Raw genomic sequence first — 17,763 nt, 5'->3', positions numbered from 1 at the left:
AGCACTGCGGATTTTTTTAGCCGCTAAAACTCCTTCGCACGTCCTGCTTCGCCAAGGGGCGCACGCCCCCCACGACCGGGCTGCTCGCCCGCAGCGGGCGCGGGAGTTCAAACTAAGCTGCAAAAAATTCAAGGTAAGTTGATGTCGAACTGCACCATGGTGGAGCTGGCGCAGCATTGCAAATCAACGCTTTGCAAGCCGATTGACCAGACGAGGTTGAACCGGCTTTCCAGCACAGTTTGAATTCCCCGATGGGTTTTTCACCCTACCTGGAATTTTTCCCCTCGGTTCCGTCCACCCACCACCCCTTGGCACCGCTGGTGATGGTCTGTTGAGAGAAATGAAAGCTAGCGGCGCTCAGTGAACGCAATCAGTGCTTCGAGAGCGGCGCAGGCCTCCGGAACGTTGTTTTGGTGGATGCCGCCAACTTCGTCTTGCCGATAGTCCTGCTTTGCGGCGCTGTAACGGGCAAGGGCACGTCTTAGCGGCTTTCGCCGCCACCAGTGCGAGAGCCGCTCGAGTTGGTCAAGCTCGAATGCGGATGGCGATCGACACATGCAAAAAGCTTCTGGGTTCTCGCCCATCAAGTGTTTGCGCAGGCGGTCTGCGGCTTCGTTATATTCCTTTCGTCTATCCCGCAACAAGCTGAAGTAGTGGCCGTCCCAAAGGCCAAGAAGGTACGTAAGTAGCGAGACCGCAATTGTGATTTCCATGCGACGCGATTCTGCCGCGCGGAAGGTCGCGGTGCGCGTGCTCCTCCCTGCTGCGGCTCTCAACCCACCACACCCCTGCCGGCGGCCTGGCGTCAACAGCCCGTTGCGGCCCTTCAGCATCAAGAGAAGCTGACCTTCGTCAAAGTTACTGAACGGCCACAACCCGGACGCTCACTCGAGCCGGCTAGCTGCACTGTCGGCGGCCCTCAGCCTAGCGCCAAGTTCCTTCTCTCACATTCCAGGCGACGTGGATCGAGTACGTTAGATGGTCCATCGCACAGTTCGGGTTGTCCGCGTGCCGACGGTGATTGCAATCCCAGCACGACGCTGCGATGTTGCCTCGCGTGTGTTTCCCTCCGTCCTTACGAGCAACCTTGTGCTCGGCGGTGCACCGGAATAGCTTGGCCTCATCGAGCGAGATCCTCAGGCGCTTGGCGAATGCCTGCGAGTAGTTGAACCACATCGGGCAGTTGCAGTAGATGCAGCGGCCGTGCTGTGCGGCGAAGGCTAGACCTCGGAGGGTGCGGATCTTGGCTGTTGTCATAGGCGTCACGAGAGGGTTTCACGGCTGTGATTCCCCGCGACGCCATGAGCGCAGATGCGGGCGCCAGGTCATACGACTATGCTGGCTGTCGCGGCAATGCTGCCGGCGAAGCCGAGGTTCTCACACCTCGGGCAGTGCGAAGTCTATTTCAGCATCATTCGGCTGGCAAGATCGCTTTTGTCTGGCCGACACCGGTCACCTCTTTTCGCTGCGCAGCGACCTCGAGAACCATGGGAACCACAAGTACTGCCTTGTTCTCTGACGACGTGGCCTGGGTCCCGTGCCGTACGCTCGAGTGTCAGAGCGACACGTACCGCCGCTTCGGGCCCCAAGCTCCCCGGTTGCGACCGGATACAGCCAGGAAGCGGACTTTCGCGAAGGAGTGCTCCTGGCCGTTATGAATAGATGTTCATAACGGCCATTAGGCACAGATCCCAGTTATGAACAGTTCGCCGGGCGATCCCGGGCGCCCTCCTCGAACGGGGCGGAGACGCGGCACCCGGGTACTGCCCATAACTACAGAGTCTTCAAGAATTCCACCAGCGAGTCGGGAGCTCGGTAACGACGTATTGCCGCGTCGGGCTCGTGCAGCCTGGCCAGCGCGCGCTCCTTCATCGCGAGGTCCGCCTCCATGTAGAGATGTGTCGTTGTCGGGCTCTCGTGCCCCAGCCACAGCGCGATGACGCTGATGTCGACGCCGGATTGCAGCAAGTGCATCGCTGTCGCGTGTCGAACGATGTGCGGAGAGATGCGGCGCTTGGCGAGCTGCGGTTGGATCGTGGTCGCGGCCTTTACCGCCAGGGCAAGCCGCTGCGTCACGTTGTTGCGCGTCATCGCCGTGCCGATACGGTTCGGCAGTAGCGGTGAGGCCGGCCCGAGTTGCGGGTTGAGCTTCAGCCAAGTCCGGATCTGCCTGACCGTGGAACGCCACAGTGGCACGGTGCGCTGCTTGCGACCCTTGCCCTGCAGGTGAACGCAAGCCGCGCCGTCGAGCACTACGTCGGCGAGCTTGACACCGATGATCTCGGACACCCGCGCGCCAGTGTTGTAGAGCATGCGCAGCAGCAGATGGTCTCGCTGGCTGGTCCAGCTGTTACCCGGTTCGCCGATGATGGCCAGCATCTCCTCGCGCGAGAGGAACCCGAGCATCGGGCGCTCGAAGCGCTTCATCGGCACGCCGAGCGCCTGCTCGACGACATGCAGCGCGGTGACGTCGCGCCGGCCGGCGAACTTCAGGAACGCGCGAAGTGCCGCCAGCCGTGCATTGCGACTGCGCACCGAGTTGCCTCGCTCGTGCTCCAGATGGTCGAGGAACGCGAGGATCAGCTTCGGCGTGATGTGGTGCAGCCGGGTCGCCGTCGGCTGCTTGCGCAGTCGCTTCTTCGCGAAGTCCAGGAACAACACGAACGCGTCGCGGTAGGCGGCCACCGTGTGGGGGCTCATCGCGCGTTGTTGCTGAAGGTGCTCGGCGAAGAAGGCCTGCACCAGCGCGGCGAAGCTCGGCGGCTTGGGCGTTGTCTTACTCATCGCCGTCCTCGCTCAGGCTCTCCCACGGATCGACGAAGTGCTCGAAGCGCTTGCCGACGATGGCCATCAGTTCCGGCACGGCGCTGACGTACCAGTAGGTGTTGGAGACCTTGGCGTGGCCCAGGTATGTCGACAGCGCCAGCATCCGCTGATCCAGGTCCACGCCCTGTTGGTGCCACAGCAGCAGCCGCCTCACCGCGAAGCTGTGCCGCAGGTCATGAATGCGCGGCATGCCGTGAGCGCCGCGGCCCACCCAGCCGAGCCGGCGGCGTAGCTGATCGAAGATGAGGTGAACCTGATGGTCGCCGAGCGGCTGCCCCAGCCGCTGGCCCCGCGATCCGATCAACAGTGGCGTCTCCGGGGTGGCGCGCACGTAGCGATCACGCTGGCGTCGATAGCGCTGCAGCGCCGCCACGGCGGTTACATGCAGCAGCACCAGCCGGGGCTTGCCGAACTTGCTCTGCCGGATGGTCAACACGCCGGACTTCAGGTCGACGTCGGCGTCCACCAGCGCAAGCGCCTCCGAGATCCGCATCCCGGTGCACGCCAGCAGACCGAACAGCGTCTGCATCACGGCGCCGCGGGGCCCCGTCGGCGGGCCGATGCGACCGGCGGCCTCCAGCAGCGCAACGAGCTCTTCGTCGTGGTAAATGTGCGGCGTCACCCGACCCGGGATCGGACCGAACATCGCCTCCTCGGGCACCTGGGTAGCCGGCTCGAATTGCTGAAGCCAGCGCGTGAACGGCCGCAGCAGGCGCAGCCTGCGCGCCCAGGTGGCATTCGTTCCGGCGCCTTGCCTGGCCTGCCGTGCCCAGGCGGCCATCACCTCGATCGTCAACGTGCCGCGATGCCGGGTCTTCCTGACATGCTCGACCAGGCTGTCCAGGCCATAGCGCATCGACCTCAGATCGAACCCGAGCCGACGGCGCTCTGCGAGGTACTGCTCCACCCGAGCAGCCAGGCTGACGGCCCGGCTCATGACGCGCTCCCCGGCCACGGCAGCGCCACTTCGGCCAGCGCGCCCACATTGAGCTTGGCGTAGATGAGGGAGGTGTTCAGCGACCGGTGGCGCAGCACGTCGGCCACCTCCTTGATCGGGCTGCCGCTGCCCACGAGGCGACAGGCCAAGGTATGGCGCAGGGCGTGGGTACGTTCATGCGGGATGCCGGCGCGGCGGAACGCACGGCGCACCACGCTGCGGATGGCGGCCGTGCCCACAGGCTGATCGTGCGGGGCGAGATGCCGAACGAACACCGCTCGGTTGCGGCTTGCCGGTCGCTCGTGGCGAATGTAGTCCTCCAGCGCCTTGCCGGCGGCCTCCAGCAGCGGCAGCACGTCCTGGCGCTTCGACTTCGTGCGCTTGAGGGTGACGGTGCCGCGCTGCCAGTCGATGTCGTCGAGCCGCAGGCGGTTGATCTCGGCGGTGCGAAGGCCCAGATCAAGCGCCAGGCGGACGATCGCGTAGCCGCGCTTGGGCGAGCGCAGCGTGCCCGTGAACGAGTTCAGGACGCGGTCGACTTGCTCGGGCGTAAGCGCGCGCGGCAGCGACGCCAAGCTCCAGTTGGGCGGCGAGCTGATGACGCCCAGCAATGGCTGCACCGCGTCGCCGCAACTGCCGCGCCAGCGCAGGTAGCCCCGCAGCGCACCGTTGATGGTGATGGCGTTGCTTACCGTGTTGCGTAGTTCGAGCTGCTCGGCGATGAAGCGGCGCACGTCGTCGGGCGCAAGCTCGTGGAATCTCAACGCGCGGCCGGCGAACTTCGCGAGCAGCAGCCGCTGAACGATGCGCAGACGGTTCGTCCTGGTCATTGCGCTCAGGCCGCGGGCGTCGCGCATGTGAGCGTCGTAGCGGCTGAGCTCGTCGGCGATCGGCCCCGTCGGCGACGGCAGGTCGCTGATAACACCGCGCTGGCGCAGCAGGGCCAACAACGGCATCAATGCAGCGTGCGCCTCGCGCGGATGCCGCATCGCCGGCGGAGGGCAACCGCAGTGCGGGAGGTGCTCGTGCAGGAACTGCTCGATGCGGCTCTCGTCGAGCCGGTTCGCTGACAACCGGCACAGCGCCATCCAATGAGCGAAGTGCGCGATGGCGCCGAGGCAGCGGGCCGAGGTGTTGGGCGCGTAGCGACCGCCCTTCAGCCGCGCGACGTATGCCGGAACATGCTCGGCCAACGGGCCGTCGAAAAGCCAGCCGCGGACGGTTGGGTGCAAAGAGGGAATCTTGTGCATGGCGGGCTCCAGAAGTGGAGCCGCCGTGCTGCCGCAAATGCGAACTTATGTACAGACTCGCCCGTGGACGAGGTTCGATCACGAGGTGCGGTGCGCCTCAGGCGATCATCGGTCCCGCCAACTGTTCATAAGTGGGTCCTGTGCCTAATGGCCGGCTTCCGCTGTCGAATGTCCTCCATCTGCTGCCGCTCGCGAGTGCCCCAGGCTAAGCTAGTCGCGCCAGCGTCCACAGGCGTGTGGAGGTGGCCTGCGCGCTTTCGCTATCTACTCGGACGCATCATGTCAATCAAGACCAACCGATCTCTTGTCATCGCAGCGGCCGCGTTGCTTGCGCCGTTGTTTTGTGCCGCGCAAGCTCTCTCTGGCGCGCCAGCTGCATCCGCTCCGACCGCGGTGACCTATTCCGGCCTGGGTGCGCTTGTCGAGTTGACCAAGTCGTTGGCGTGGCCCCTGGTAGCCCTGGCCGTGGCGGTGTGGTTTCGCAAGCCGATCGGCGACTTCATCGGTGCCATCGGCGGGCGCATCAGCAAACTCTCGGTGTTCAGTCTGCAATTCGAGCTCGCGGCCGCTAAGCCATCGACCGCGACGCCATTGTTGGACGACATTCGCGCTGCGACCAGTTCGGCGCAAGTCAGCGATTCGAGCCGGATGATGTTGGAGCAGGCCCAGTCCACCGAGCCTGCGGACTTCTCGCTCATCGCGCTGGGCCAAGGCGACGAATGGCTCACGTCGCGCCTTTTCATCGCTGCGGTGATGATGGAACGCATGCGCGGCGTCAAGGTGTTCGTATTCGTGGAACGTACCCCCAATGCTGAGCGCCAGTTCGTGGCGGTGGCCAATGTGCGGCACCTGCGGTGGGCGCTGGCCAGGCGCTTCCCTTGGCTGCAGGCCGCGTTCGTTACTGCGGAGGCGTCGCAAGCAGAAAACCCGCAGATCACCACGACTGTGAAGACGATTTCGGACACCGGAGCGATGGAGCCATGGATGGCTCGGCAGCTGGTGAGCAGCTTCATTGCAGCGTTGCAGCGCCCAGCGATCCCGCCGACTTCCCCAATTGCGCCAGCGTCGGGCGACTGGGTTCCGTTGGGGCACGCGGAAGAACGAGCCAGCTGGGTGACGAGGCGCTTGCTGGCCGAGTTGCTACCAGAAAGTGCACTCGCCGCCAGCGCCAAGGCGCTGAGCGACGAATCGCGGGCGCGACGCTCGCGCGCGTTACTGCGCTGTCCGATGCCGTTCGTTGCGTTAGTAGACGATCGGCGCGAGTTTCTGCGGCTCGTCAATCGACAGGCGTATCTCGAGGACGTGGCCGCTTCGCTGGGCGAAGAGCCGGACTCAGGTGCCGTCGCCGCCAAATAGTCCACAAGCTTCGCCGCAAGGCTCCCGAAGACGACCGGCCCATGGCCACGTCAAGGCGTCCTGGCCGCTCGCAAGGGTTCGGCGCTGCCGGACAGCAGACCATCGTGGTCGGCGGCTCATGGCCGACTGTAGCCTTTCAAAGCTGTCTGCCCGTGCGTTATGCACCGCTGGTGTAGCTCGGCACCCACAGTCCAGCCATGCGCGCCGCCGACCACCGGCCACAGGTGGCTCTAAGCTTGATGGCGCCGCGCAGGGCTGCTTCCAGAGCGAGACCTTGATTTCGATATTTGCGAATTGATGGGAAGTTTGGTAACCTCGTCGAATGACGACCCTAAAAGCGCCTGGCAACGCAGGAGCGAAGCACACTACGGCACAACGAGTATCAGGGAGGCCCTATATTGGCACCCTAGAGTCCGCCGTGCTCGAAGCGCTCAAGAACTCTCAGCGAACAGCAAAGCGAGGGCTGCCGAGCGCGGCCCGGAAGGCCATCCAGACGGGCGCATCGCGCACCAAGGCGACCACCATCCGAGAGGTCGTGCAAGGCGTTGATCCAATGAAATTGGTTCCTCCTGGCCAGCAAAGCCACCTTTTTCTGGAGGACCTCAAGAAGCAAGGCTTGCTCACCGTTCAGACGGTTCGGATCCGACCCAAGGGCGAGCCAGATCGCCGCTTCGTTGTCGAGTATGCGGTTGACCCGCAAGAACCGACCGCCGTAATCCTTCGCGTTAGGCCTGCATCAACAGCTGAGCTCAGCGCCCAAAGCCCCGAAATGCTCACCACACAGCAAGCCGCGGATCGGCTCAATGTGAGCAGGCCATACGTGGCCCGCCTTGTTGATGATGGCACTTTCCAGGGCGTTGAGCGAACGCAATCTGGCCATCGCCGAATTCCACGGCAGGAAGTCGATCGGGTTCAAGGTGAAATGCGTGCTTCGCGTGAAGCTGCCTTCCTGGAAATGGACAGCATCACCACGAAGCAGAGGACAAGGGAGCTCAATGCCGCACGCGCCAAGTCAAAGCGTCCCTGGGTGAAGACCTCCTGATGGCGGCAGCTAAGCTGCAGCGCGCGGCCTTGGTCGCGCCGGGGCAGGTGCCGCTGGTGTACTTGGATGCAAACGTCCTAATTCCCGAATACCTGCGAAGTGTTTTCTTGGATCTTGCGCATGCGGGGCTCATTCAGGCGCACTGGGGCAAGCAAGTCCTGGTCGAGGTTCGCCGAAACCTCCTCAAGCCGAAGTTCGGGCAATCCGCCGCGAGCGTCGACAAGTTGCTTCGATTGATGGCCGACGCGTTCCCGGACGCATTGGTCCTTGGCAGCGAGACATTGGAGGCGAACTTCGCTGGCACGACTGACCCCAAAGACGCCCACGTGGCTGCCGGCGCCTTAAAGCTCAGCCAAATGATTAATGATTCGCGGGGGCCAGTCAGTCGTGCTGGTAACAAGCAACATGAAGGATCTGCCACAGAAGGCATTTGCGGGGACCATGGTCCAAGTGACGAGGCCTGGAACGCTCCTCAACGATCTTCTCGCGGCGGACCCCAACGTCGCGAGGGTGCTAATCAAAATGATCGGCCGGTTCAAGGCCCCGCCCATCAGCCAGGAAGATCTGTTGGACGTCCTGTCTGCATCGAACTGCAACCAATTTGCTACCAGTCTCGCTGCGGCATGGGGCTTCACAAGAGGATGACCAGGGCGTGCTCACGCTTTTCCTTGAAAGTACAGCACCTCCTCAAGCTGAATAGGCCCCTTTGCAAGGTCGAGGCGCATCGCCGGTGTTCTGCCATCGTCACTGGCCTTACAGTAGTTGTAGAAGACTCGAAACGTTTCGAGGGTCATGGCCAGGTTTTCGGGCCGATACGCCGAGTGGCCGTGCCAGACGCGCCGGTCCTTGCTGGCAGTGATGATCGAGCGCTCGGCCATGGACAGGCGTCGGCGCGTCTGCATGAAAAACCGGTCAACCGCGTGAAGGCTAGCCTTCGAATAGGGCCGTGCCGCGTGCTCCTCGTCGTAGTCCCCAAGATCCGTGAGCCAGCAGACCTTCTTGGCTGGCTCGCTCATGCTCGGCATCGGATGTTCGAGCCACAGGTCGTCATACTGACCCACTCGCGTCGCGCAACGCATTTCCCGCTTCATCAGTTCAACAAGCAGTTCGTCTTGGTCCAGGCCTGGATGGATCTCCGCCTCCGCTTTCAGGCGATCTCGGGCAAGTTTGACCGCCGCTTCCTTGTCGTGGATGGTTGTTTCCTTGAGCACCGACACGTACCAGCCGTCAGCGGTTCGCTCCTTGATCCGGTCGACGAAAGCCGCCAGGAAGGCGGCCCGGATGCCACTGTCCTGGTCCATGTATACCCGCACCTTCTCGGCCCCCTGGAGCATGGCGGCGAGTAGCTGAAAGTGGCCGTGCACCGTGTACGACTCTCTGACCTGCATTCCGTGCGACGGCAGCGCCATGTCGCTGTTCTTGGATTCGGAGGCTTCGACGTCAGCCCGAGACTCAGCATCCTCGTAGGTTTCGGCAATCTCCATTGCAAGGCGATCCACCTGCGTCATCCTGCCGCCGCCATCAAGTCTTTTGGACCGAAGCCTGGCGCTGTTTGCCACCGCGGCAGCGTAGTCGCGCGCAAGCCAGACTCGCGCATACTTCCTGAAGGGCTCATAGACCCGAGATCGCCGGCGGCATTTGCTTCCCGCTCAACCTGCAGCGGATCCATGGAGGGATCGAAGTTGAGGTGGAAGCCGAAAACGTAGCCGCTTTCCAGGTCCGCACTGGCAATCGCATTGAGGACCACGTTTCGTCGATCCCTTCGACTCGACCAGTTCACGTTGTGGGCCTGGCGGTCAACCGCGATATACATCTTGGGGAGGGTCATACCCTGGAGCAGGCGCAGCTCCCTGTCACCAGAAAACGCCAAGCACTGCCGGTGGATGAAGGCAATCTTCCCGTAGATCGTCTTCGGATCAAGCTCGGCCATCTCGAAGACACCGAACGCGGCGCGGCTCTGGTGGGAGAAGCACGTCTCGCTCTCTCGCCGCCCTGACCGCATGCTGCCGGGCGATGAGGCCGAGGGAACCGTCGAGGAGATCATTCGCAAATACGAAGGCGACGATCGGCGAGCTGGGGGGAACGTCCGCATTTGGACGACTGTCGCCCTTGATGGCGCGAGCCTCCTCGGTCTACATACTGCTGGGCCTCGCATTCGTCGCGCCCGGCGTTCGAGCTGGCAGCGACTACGCTGACGCGTTGACAGCATCCTTCAATGCTTTGCCCGCCGTGAACTTCGGCGCCTTGCTCGCCTTGATCGTCATTTGCTCGCCGGTCGATGGATTGCGGCCGGTGCGCTCGGCACGGCTCGCCACGGTGAAATTGCCAAACCCGATCAGCTGCACGGGTTCCCCGCGCGCCAGGGCCAGCGTCAGGTTTTCAAGTGCCGAGTCGAGTACACGGCCAGCATCGGCCTTGCTGAGGTTAGTGTCCGCAGCGATCGCGGCGATAAGTTCGGTCTTGTTCAAACTGAGGTTCCTTTTGAAAACGTGATGAGCAGGGTAGCTTCATCGGAGCTCGACCCACACGAGCTCACGCGTATCCTGAAGGCAGGCAGTGACGGCGTGCCCAAGCTGCTCAGTTGGCGGGGAGGCCCTCCGTGAAAACGGTTGCCTGCGGTTCCGCAAGAGGGACTTCGGATCCTACACAAAACTTGAATTGCGAATGGGGTTGCTCGTTCGATGAGCACCGCAATGAAAGCCAAGCAGAATGCGGCTCCGACGAGATGCTCACTGGGTTATCCACAGAGTCGTGCACCGGTCAAGGGGAAAACAAGGCCTTGACATTCGTGTTTTGGTGCAGTGCACAATGCCTTTCCTCATTGGTAGAAGCACGTTCTGTGTGCGTTGGGCCAGTGCAGTGCAGCACGCCATGTTGGTGCGACGCCTGCTATCTTTTCCACAGCAAGATGCGAGCGGCAACTCACCTGCCGCGGGCCGTATGGGACAAGAAATCGCAAAGCTGGTGATGGTTCGGTGCTGACCCCGAGTGGGCGGGCGAGGTCCGCATCATTCAGGAGCCGCGCAGCGCTTAGCGTTGTGCACTGACCTCTGGTCCGGCAACAATCGGCCAACAGCCTTGAGGGCGACCTCTCCACGCAAGAGCGGCTTGCGCGCATCAGGGCGTGGATGGGAGACCATAGGCTGCAATGCGAGCGACCGTAGCGGGCTTGCCAGTTCTCCGGCCGCAGTGCGACGGAAGAATACGGCCGGGACCGGACCTCCGGGGCGGACCGCCCAAAGCAGGTTCTTCGGAATCTTCGGAGAGCATGCAGTTGGAAGTCCGTCGAACGGTCTGATTCGAAAGTGCGTAGCTGCCGCCGCTGATGAAATTCTTCCCTTCTGGCTGCGCTCGTCGGCGCCCGGCAATTACCTCCCCGCCAGCTCCGCCAGCCGTCTGCCGGCTTCCTCCGACCTCAGGGACGCTTCGTAAGCAGTCCGGCCTGACACCTCGTCCCATTCGCCCGCGCAAATGGCGTTGATGTGGTGCTTCATCGAGCGGACCGCCTGCGCATCGCAGCGCGCGATGTGGTCCTGGTAGATGTCGACGCGCGACTGAAGCTCACTACGCGCCACCAACTCCGTCAGGAACCCGGTTCGAAGCAGCTCCTCGCTCTCCATGGTCATTCCGGTGAGGAAGATCTTCTTGGCGGCTGAGCAGCCAAGCCGCGCGGCGAAGCGTCGCAGCCCGCCAGGGTAGTAGTGCAATCCGAACCTCGCGGCGGGCATGAACAGCCTGCAACCGCGAACACCGATGCGGAAGTCGCACGCGAGCGCCAGGTCGGTGCCCCCGCCATAGGCGCTGCCGTTGAGCGCACACAGCGTAGGAATCTCCAGTGACTCCAGCGCATCGAGCATGTCCTCGAAGGATCGATCCAGGCGCGCGCCGATCTGCCCGAGCGTGTATCCCGAACAGAACGTCTTCTCGCCTTCGCCGGTGAGAACAAGCAGCCGCACGGAGGGATTGGCCCGGATTTCATCGAGATGGCGCAGGAGGACCGCGGGGTCGTCCGGATCGATGCGGTTGTGCTGCGCGGGACGGCGCAGCGTGATGGTCGCCACCGAGTCAACGATCTCCAGCGTGGGTGCCGAGCCGATGTTCATGCGCTCGCTCCCTGCGCATGCTGCACGACGACGCCTTTGCGAGCGAGCGCTTCCAGGTCACGTTGCGCATATCCGTGTTCGCGAAGCACCTCGAACGTATGTTCCCCCAGGACGGGCGGTGCGCGGCGGATCGATCCGCCCAGGCGGCCGTCGAACGTGACCGGGCTGCCCACTTGCCGGATCGTGCCGAGCTGCGTGTGCTGCATCTCCTCCACGAGTCGCGAATGGACCACCTGCTCATCACCGAAGACGTCGGCCAGGTTGTTGATGGGCCCGGCCGGGATGTCCGCCGCGAGGAGCCGCTCGCTCCATTCGCGGCGGCTGCGCTCCTTCAACTTCGCCTCGATGATGGCCTTGAGTTCGACGCGGCGCTCCATCCGCGCGGCGTTGGTTGCGTAGCGAGGATCGTCGACCAGTTGCTGCAGCTCGAGCACGTCGCAAAGCCGCTTCCACATCTCCGCTGTCGCCGGCGCGATGTTCAAGGGGCCGTCGCCTGTTTCGAAGACACCATACGGGGCGATGACTGGGTGCGTGTTCCCGGCGAGCGCCGGCACCTCGCCGAGGCTCAGGTAGCGCTGCGCCTGGACGCTCATCAGCCCGACCAGGCCGGCAAGCAGCGAAGTTTCCACGCGCCGGCCGCGACCGGTCGTGTGCCGTTCCGCGATGGCGGCGAGCACGCCGATCGCGCACCACATGCCGGCGGTCTGGTCGCCAATGGCCACCCCCACCCGCACCGGACCGGACTCGGCGCTGCCGGTGACGCTCATCAGGCCTGAATAGCCCTGGGCGATCTGGTCGAAGCCCGGACGGCCGCTGGCCGGTCCCGTGCGGCCGAAGCCGGTCACGCTCGCGTAGATCAGGCGCGGATTCGCGGCCGCCAGCGTTTCGTAGGCGAGGCCCATCGCTTCCATGGCGCCAGCCCGGAAGTTCTCCACGACGACATCGCAGCTTCCCGCCAGCTCTCGCAACAGGTCCAGCGCCGCAGGGTCGCGGAAGTTGACGGCGATGCCGCGCTTGTTGCGGTTTCCGCTCAGGTAGTACGCACTGGTGCCGCGGTCGAATGGCCCCCACTCGCGGATCATGTCGCCGCCGGCTGGCTCGACCTTGATCACATCGGCGCCGAGGTCGCCAAGGATCATCGTGCAGAAAGGCCCGGCCAGCGCGCGGGTGAGATCCAGGACGCGCACGCCGGACAGGGGCAGGGAAATTGGGTCGGTCACGTTTTCTCCACTTGTCACATCGCGGAAGCCAGTCTATATTGCATACAACCATAATGCAACCGTTGTGCAATTAAGGAGCCCCATGCGCAAACCCAACATCCTCTTCATCATGGCGGACCAACTGTCGGCCCCCGCCCTGCCCTTCCACGGCAACCACGCAGTGAAGGCGCCGCACCTGCAGGCGCTCGCCGAGCGGTCCGCCGTCTTCGACAACGCCTATTGCAACTTCCCGCTCTGCGCGCCGGCGCGTTTCTCGCTCCTCGCGGGCCAGTTCGCGACGCGTATCGGCGCCTTCGACAACGCCTGCGAGTTCCAGGCGGCCACGCCGACGCTGCCTTACTACCTCGCCCAGCAGGGCTACAAGACCATCCTCAGCGGCAAGATGCACTTCGTGGGGCCCGACCAGAAGCACGGCTTCGAGGAGCGGCTCACCACCGACATCTATCCCGCGGACTTCGGCTGGGTGGCGGACTGGACGGAAGGCGAATTCAGCTTCTACTCGCCGGGCCACAACCTGAGCACGGTGGATGAAAGCGGCTCCTGCTACCGAAGCCTGCAACTCGATTTCGACGAGGAGGTGGAGGCCAAGTCGATCCAGCGCCTGTACGACCTCGCACGCGATGACGAGCAGCCCTTCTTCATGTGCGTCTCGTTCACGCATCCCCACCCGCCGTACCACGTCCCGCCGGAGTACCTCGATCGGTACAAGCCGGAAGAGATCAACCTGCCCAATGTCGGCGACATGCCGATGCACGAGCGCGACAAGCTGAGCCAGTGGGTGCAGTACTCCCACGGGCTCGACAAGGAAGGAGCGACCGACGAGCAAGTCAGGCGCGCGCGGCATGCGTACTACGCGATGGTCAGCTACATCGACGACAAGGTCGGGCGCCTTCTGGAAACGCTCAAGCGCGCCGGCTTCGACGACAACACGATCGTGGTGGTCACCTCCGACCATGGCGACATGCTGGGAGAACGCGGCATGTGGTTCAAGCGGGTGTTCTTCGACTGGTCGGCCAAGGTGCCCCTGCTGGTCTTCGATCCCCGGGCACCCAAGCCGCGGCGCATTGCAGAACCGGTTTCGCACGTGGACCTGCTGCCGACCCTGGTGGACTACGCCACCGAGGGGAAGGCGCCGGCCTGGGTCGAGCCGATCGATGGCCGCAGCCTCGTGCCGCTGGTCGCCACCGGCGATGAAAGTGGCGAGGCGGAAGCCTTCGTCGAATACACCGCCGAAGGGGTGACCGGCCCCTGCTGCATGCTCCGGCGCGGCAAGTACAAGTACGTATACACGCACGGCCATCCCGACCTCCTGTTCGACATGGAGGCCGACCCGAACGAACTGGTCAACATCGCGCAGCAGCAGCCGCAGGTGGTCGCCGAGCTCAAGGCGCGCGTGCTCTCCCGCTGGGACCCCGAGGCGATCACGCAGCAGGTGCTGGCCAGCCAGGCGAGGCGCAAGTTCATCAACTCGCTGCCCGACGCCATGCAGCCGGTCTGGGATTACCAGGCCAGCACCGACGACACGCGCCGCTTCGTGCGCCGCGGCAGTGCGCGGGTGATCAAGGTCAAGAAGCGCTGGCCGCCGCTGGCCGCCGCCGGGAAATGAAAGGAGCCGCAGCATGACTCAGGACAAGCTGATTGCGGACACGGATCCGCACCGCCTCGCGCGCGCCCTCAGTGGGTACAACCTGATCGGCGGCGCACTGGTCGAGGCACGATCGGGGCGCACCTTCCCGGTCGTCAACCCCGCAACCGGCCGCGAGATCGGGCATGCCGCCCACAGCGATGCGAGCGACGTGGACCGGGCGGTCGCCGCCGCGGCAAGCGCCCAGCCTGCGTGGGCCGCCACGGCCGCGCGCAAGCGAGGCACCCTCGTGGCCGAATGCGCGCGCCTCCTGGCCGACCACGTGGAAGAACTCGGCCGGCTGGTCGCACTCGAGACCGGGAAGGCCTTGCGCACCGAGAGCCGCGTGGAGGCTTCGGTCGTCGCCGACGCACTGCAGTTCTACGGCGGCCTCGGCTCGGAGCTCAAGGGGGAGAGCGTCCCTTTCAGCCCCGACATGCTGACTTTCACCCAACGCGACCCGATCGGCGTCGTGGGCGTGATCATTCCGTGGAACGCGCCCATGATGCTGATGGCGCTGAAGATCGCGCCGGCCCTGGTGGCAGGCAACACGGTCGTCGTGAAATCGGCGGAAGAGGCGCCGCTGGCGGTTCTGCGCGTATGCCAGATCCTCAACCAGAAGCTTCCTCCGGGTGTGCTGAACATCGTCTCCGGCCTTGGGCCGGACTGCGGGGCACCCCTCGTCGCGCATCCGGCAGTCGGCAAGGTGACGTTCACCGGCTCGGTCGAGACCGGCCGCATCGTCGCGCGCACCGCCGGGGAGAAGCTCATCCCCGTCACGCTCGAACTGGGCGGCAAGAGCCCGATGATCGTGATGGACGATGCCGACCTCCCCAAGGCCGTCGCCGGCGCGGTCAGCGGCATGCGCTTCACCCGGCAGGGCCAGAGCTGCACCGCGGCCAGCCGCATCCTCGTGCACGAGAAGGTCCACGACGAATTCGTCGCCATGCTCAAGGCGCGCGTCGATGCGATGAAGATGGGCGACCCGCTGGACGAGGCGACGGACATCGGGACGATCATCTCGCGGCCCCAGCTCGACAAGGTCCTGAGCTACATCGAATACGGCCGCTCCGAACCCGGGTCTCAGGCGCACGAATGTTCGCAGCTGCCCGCGGACGAAGCGCTTCGGGCCGGGCTTTTCGTGCGGCCGGTCATCTTCACCGGGCTCGACAACACCTCCCGCCTCGCGCGGGAAGAGATCTTCGGCCCCGTGACCTGCGTGATCCGCTTCTCCAGCTACGAAGAGGCCCTGAGCCTGGCGAACGACAGCGACTTCGGGCTGGCAGCGACCATCTGGACGCAGGACCTGAGGACGGCGCTGGATGCCACCCGGCGACTGCATGCCGGCTTCGTGCAGGTGAATCAGAACATCGTCGTCCAGCCTGGCCTGTCCTATGGCGGCGTCAAGCAATCCGGCCTGGGGCGCGAGGCCTCGCTGGAGGCGATGCTGGACCACTTCACCCACAAGAAGACAGTGATTTTCAACATGACCTGAGCAGGCTTGCTCAAAGGAGACACCATGGCTGTGATCGGTTTCATCGGACTGGGCAACATGGGCTTTCCCATGGCATGCCGATTGAAGGAAGCAGGGCACGAGGTGCGATGCTTCGACGTGAGCGCGGGCTCCATGGAACGCGCGCATGAGGCGGGGCTGCAGCGGCGCGCATCGGTCGACGAAGCGGTGGCCGGCGCGGAGGTCGTGATCACGATGCTGCCCAGCGGCCGCCATGTGCTGGACGTGCTCGCGGCGCGGGCGCTGCCCTTCGCCCCGGGTGCGCTGGTCATCGATTGCTCGACGATCGATGTCGCATCCTGCGCCACCTTCCACGAAAGCTTGCAGGCCAAGGGCCTGGTCACGCTCGACGCCCCGGTCTCAGGCGGCGTCGGTGGCGCCGCCGCGGGGACGCTCACCATCATGGCGGGCGGCACCGAAGCCGCCTTTGCGCGTGCGCTCGACATCCTGTGCGCGATGGGCAAGAACATCGTTCACGCCGGCGCGGCCGGCGCAGGACAGGCCGCGAAGATCTGCAACAACATGCTCGCAGGCATCTCGATGCTGGCGGTGTCCGAGGCACTGCACCTGGCCAAGCGCCTGGGCCTCGATGCCAAGAAGTTCTTCGAGATTGCCTCGACGTCTTCGGGCCAGTGCTGGGCACTCACCAGCTACGCACCCGAGCCCGGCCTGGTGCCGTCTTCCCCCGCCAATCGCGGCTACGAGGGCGGCTTCGCGTCCGAACTGATGCTCAAGGACCTGCGCCTGGCCGAGCAGGCCGCCGTCGGAAGCCACTCGCCTGCGCTCCTCGGCGCCGCGGCCGCTTCCGTCTACGCGATGCATTGCGCCGCGGGCCGGGGCCGGCTCGATTTTTCTTCCATCATCCAGATGCTCGGCGCTGCGCAGCCCGCGCATCACTGAGCGAACCGGACAAGGAGACGAGCATGAAGATCATCCGTCGCACCTTCAACAGCGCGATCATCGCGCTGCTGTGTACCGGCACTGCGGCATTCGCGCAAAAAGACACCGGCAAGCTCATCGTGGGCTATCCGGCAGGGCAGTCCGTCGACGCGGTCGCCCGGCTGCTTGCCGAACGCCTGGGCCTGGCGATCGGCCGCACCCTGATCGTGGAAAACATGCCCGGCCAGTCCGGCAGCATCGCGCTCGAGGCGGTCGCCCGAATGCCTGCCGACGGGAGCGTCATGACCTTGTCCGCTTCCGCGGCTGTCGCCGGCAATCCGGTCCTTTACAAGAACGTGCGCTACGACAGCGTGAAGGACTTCGAGCCTGTCGGTTTGATCTATGACGCGCCGCTCGTGCTGATGGTGAACAGCAGCGTGCCGGTCAAGTCGCTGGAGGAGCTGATCGCCTACGCCCAGGAGAACCGGGGCAAGGTGAACTACTCGTCGCCGGGCAACGGCTCCGTGTCGCACCTCGCCATGTCGGAGCTCATGCGGCGCACCGGCATCGGGATGACGCACGTGCCCTATCAGGGCGCGGCCAAGTCGCTCACCGACCTGGCCGCAGGCCAGGTGCAGGTCTCGTTCGACGCCTACGCCGCGGCCCAACCCTTCCTGGCGGGCGGGAGGGTGCGCGCGATCGCCGTGAGTTCGAGCGAGCGCATTTCGGTGCTGCCTTCGATTCCGACGGTGGCGGAGAGCGGCCTGTCCGATTTCGATCTGGTGCCGTGGGTCGGGTTGCTCGCGCCCGCCGGTACGCCCAAGGCCGTCGTCGACAAGGTCAGCGAAGAGCTCGCGAAGATCGTGCGCTCGCCGGACTTCTCGCAGCGGATCATCGGCCTGGGAGCGCGGCCCCGATTCAAATCGGCTGCGGAGTTCAAGAGCTTCGTGCGGGTCGAAGTCGATCGCTGGGCCACCGTCATCAAGGGCTCCGGGGCCAGGCTGGAGTGAGGT

16 protein-coding genes are annotated in these 17,763 nt (G+C 64.5%); 6 read left to right on the top strand and 10 right to left on the bottom strand.

Annotated features, from left to right (window positions below; genetic code table 11):
- Positions 1-347: 347 nt before the first annotated feature.
- The 5 genes from ACSQ89_RS31200 to ACSQ89_RS31180 all read right to left on the bottom strand — a co-directional run bounded on the left by ACSQ89_RS31200 (position 348) and on the right by ACSQ89_RS31180 (position 5,013).
- On the bottom strand, positions 348-713 hold the full coding sequence (locus tag ACSQ89_RS31200; RefSeq protein ID WP_436294259.1) for a hypothetical protein: 366 nt from the start codon (positions 711-713) through the stop codon (positions 348-350).
- Between the two features lie 211 nt (positions 714-924).
- A complete protein-coding gene (locus tag ACSQ89_RS31195) occupies positions 925-1,176 on the bottom strand; it encodes an HNH endonuclease (RefSeq protein WP_436294400.1) in 252 nt (83 codons plus the stop codon).
- Positions 1,177-1,773: 597 nt separating this feature from the next.
- Positions 1,774-2,784, bottom strand: a complete 1,011-nt coding sequence (locus ACSQ89_RS31190) for a tyrosine-type recombinase/integrase (RefSeq protein WP_436296794.1) — start codon at positions 2,782-2,784, stop codon at positions 1,774-1,776.
- Complete coding sequence (locus ACSQ89_RS31185) at positions 2,777-3,763, bottom strand: tyrosine-type recombinase/integrase (RefSeq protein ID WP_436295995.1); 987 nt, start codon at positions 3,761-3,763, stop codon at positions 2,777-2,779. The genes ACSQ89_RS31190 and ACSQ89_RS31185 overlap by 8 nt, the downstream gene beginning before the upstream one ends.
- Entirely contained in the window at positions 3,760-5,013 is a 1,254-nt protein-coding gene (locus ACSQ89_RS31180) for a site-specific integrase (RefSeq protein ID WP_436296793.1), read from the bottom strand. Before ACSQ89_RS31180 ends, ACSQ89_RS31185 begins: the two co-directional genes overlap by 4 nt.
- A 279-nt stretch (positions 5,014-5,292) precedes the next feature.
- Here ACSQ89_RS31180 and ACSQ89_RS31175 point away from each other — a divergent pair, with 279 nt between their 5' ends.
- Both ACSQ89_RS31175 and ACSQ89_RS31170 read left to right on the top strand, forming a co-directional pair.
- On the top strand, positions 5,293-6,369 hold the full coding sequence (locus tag ACSQ89_RS31175; RefSeq protein ID WP_436293034.1) for a hypothetical protein: 1,077 nt from the start codon (positions 5,293-5,295) through the stop codon (positions 6,367-6,369).
- A gap of 418 nt (positions 6,370-6,787) precedes the next feature.
- The gene (locus ACSQ89_RS31170) at positions 6,788-7,411 is read left to right on the top strand and encodes an excisionase family DNA-binding protein (RefSeq protein ID WP_436293035.1); all 624 of its coding nucleotides are present in this window, start codon (positions 6,788-6,790) and stop codon (positions 7,409-7,411) included.
- A gap of 656 nt (positions 7,412-8,067) precedes the next feature.
- On the opposite strand, the gene ACSQ89_RS31165 is transcribed toward ACSQ89_RS31170, so the two are convergent.
- The 5 genes from ACSQ89_RS31165 to ACSQ89_RS31145 all read right to left on the bottom strand — a co-directional run bounded on the left by ACSQ89_RS31165 (position 8,068) and on the right by ACSQ89_RS31145 (position 12,734).
- On the bottom strand, positions 8,068-8,919 hold the full coding sequence (locus tag ACSQ89_RS31165; RefSeq protein ID WP_436296792.1) for a hypothetical protein: 852 nt from the start codon (positions 8,917-8,919) through the stop codon (positions 8,068-8,070).
- Positions 8,916-9,341 carry a hypothetical protein gene (locus ACSQ89_RS31160; protein WP_436293038.1) on the bottom strand — a complete coding sequence of 142 codons (426 nt, stop codon included), beginning with the start codon at positions 9,339-9,341 and terminating at the stop codon, positions 8,916-8,918. The genes ACSQ89_RS31165 and ACSQ89_RS31160 overlap by 4 nt, the downstream gene beginning before the upstream one ends.
- 256 nt (positions 9,342-9,597) lie before the next feature.
- On the bottom strand, positions 9,598-9,879 hold the full coding sequence (locus tag ACSQ89_RS31155; protein ID WP_436293039.1) for an HU family DNA-binding protein: 282 nt from the start codon (positions 9,877-9,879) through the stop codon (positions 9,598-9,600).
- Between the two features lie 900 nt (positions 9,880-10,779).
- The gene (locus tag ACSQ89_RS31150; RefSeq protein ID WP_436293040.1) at positions 10,780-11,514 is read right to left on the bottom strand and encodes an enoyl-CoA hydratase/isomerase family protein; all 735 of its coding nucleotides are present in this window, start codon (positions 11,512-11,514) and stop codon (positions 10,780-10,782) included.
- Entirely contained in the window at positions 11,511-12,734 is a 1,224-nt protein-coding gene (locus ACSQ89_RS31145; RefSeq protein ID WP_093110637.1) for a CaiB/BaiF CoA transferase family protein, read from the bottom strand. Before ACSQ89_RS31145 ends, ACSQ89_RS31150 begins: the two co-directional genes overlap by 4 nt.
- A gap of 82 nt (positions 12,735-12,816) precedes the next feature.
- Between ACSQ89_RS31145 and betC the strand changes: the two genes are divergently transcribed.
- The 4 genes from betC to ACSQ89_RS31125 are packed head-to-tail and all read left to right on the top strand — an operon-like array spanning position 12,817 to position 17,760.
- Positions 12,817-14,340: a choline-sulfatase gene (gene betC / locus ACSQ89_RS31140; RefSeq protein WP_436293041.1), complete on the top strand. Its 1,524-nt coding sequence runs from the start codon at positions 12,817-12,819 to the stop codon at positions 14,338-14,340.
- 13 nt (positions 14,341-14,353) lie between these two features.
- Complete coding sequence (locus ACSQ89_RS31135) at positions 14,354-15,853, top strand: aldehyde dehydrogenase family protein (protein WP_093110641.1); 1,500 nt, start codon at positions 14,354-14,356, stop codon at positions 15,851-15,853.
- A gap of 6 nt (positions 15,854-15,859) precedes the next feature.
- Complete coding sequence (gene mmsB / locus ACSQ89_RS31130) at positions 15,860-16,771, top strand: 3-hydroxyisobutyrate dehydrogenase (RefSeq protein ID WP_436293042.1); 912 nt, start codon at positions 15,860-15,862, stop codon at positions 16,769-16,771.
- A gap of 23 nt (positions 16,772-16,794) precedes the next feature.
- The gene (locus tag ACSQ89_RS31125; RefSeq protein WP_436293043.1) at positions 16,795-17,760 is read left to right on the top strand and encodes a Bug family tripartite tricarboxylate transporter substrate binding protein; all 966 of its coding nucleotides are present in this window, start codon (positions 16,795-16,797) and stop codon (positions 17,758-17,760) included.
- Positions 17,761-17,763: the final 3 nt, after the last annotated feature.

The organism is Variovorax sp. LjRoot175 (assembly GCF_964253805.1).
Taxonomy (GTDB): Bacteria; Pseudomonadota; Gammaproteobacteria; order Burkholderiales; family Burkholderiaceae_C; genus Variovorax.
Note: the sequence above shows the minus strand (reverse complement) of the source record. Positions and strands in the feature narration are given on the sequence as shown.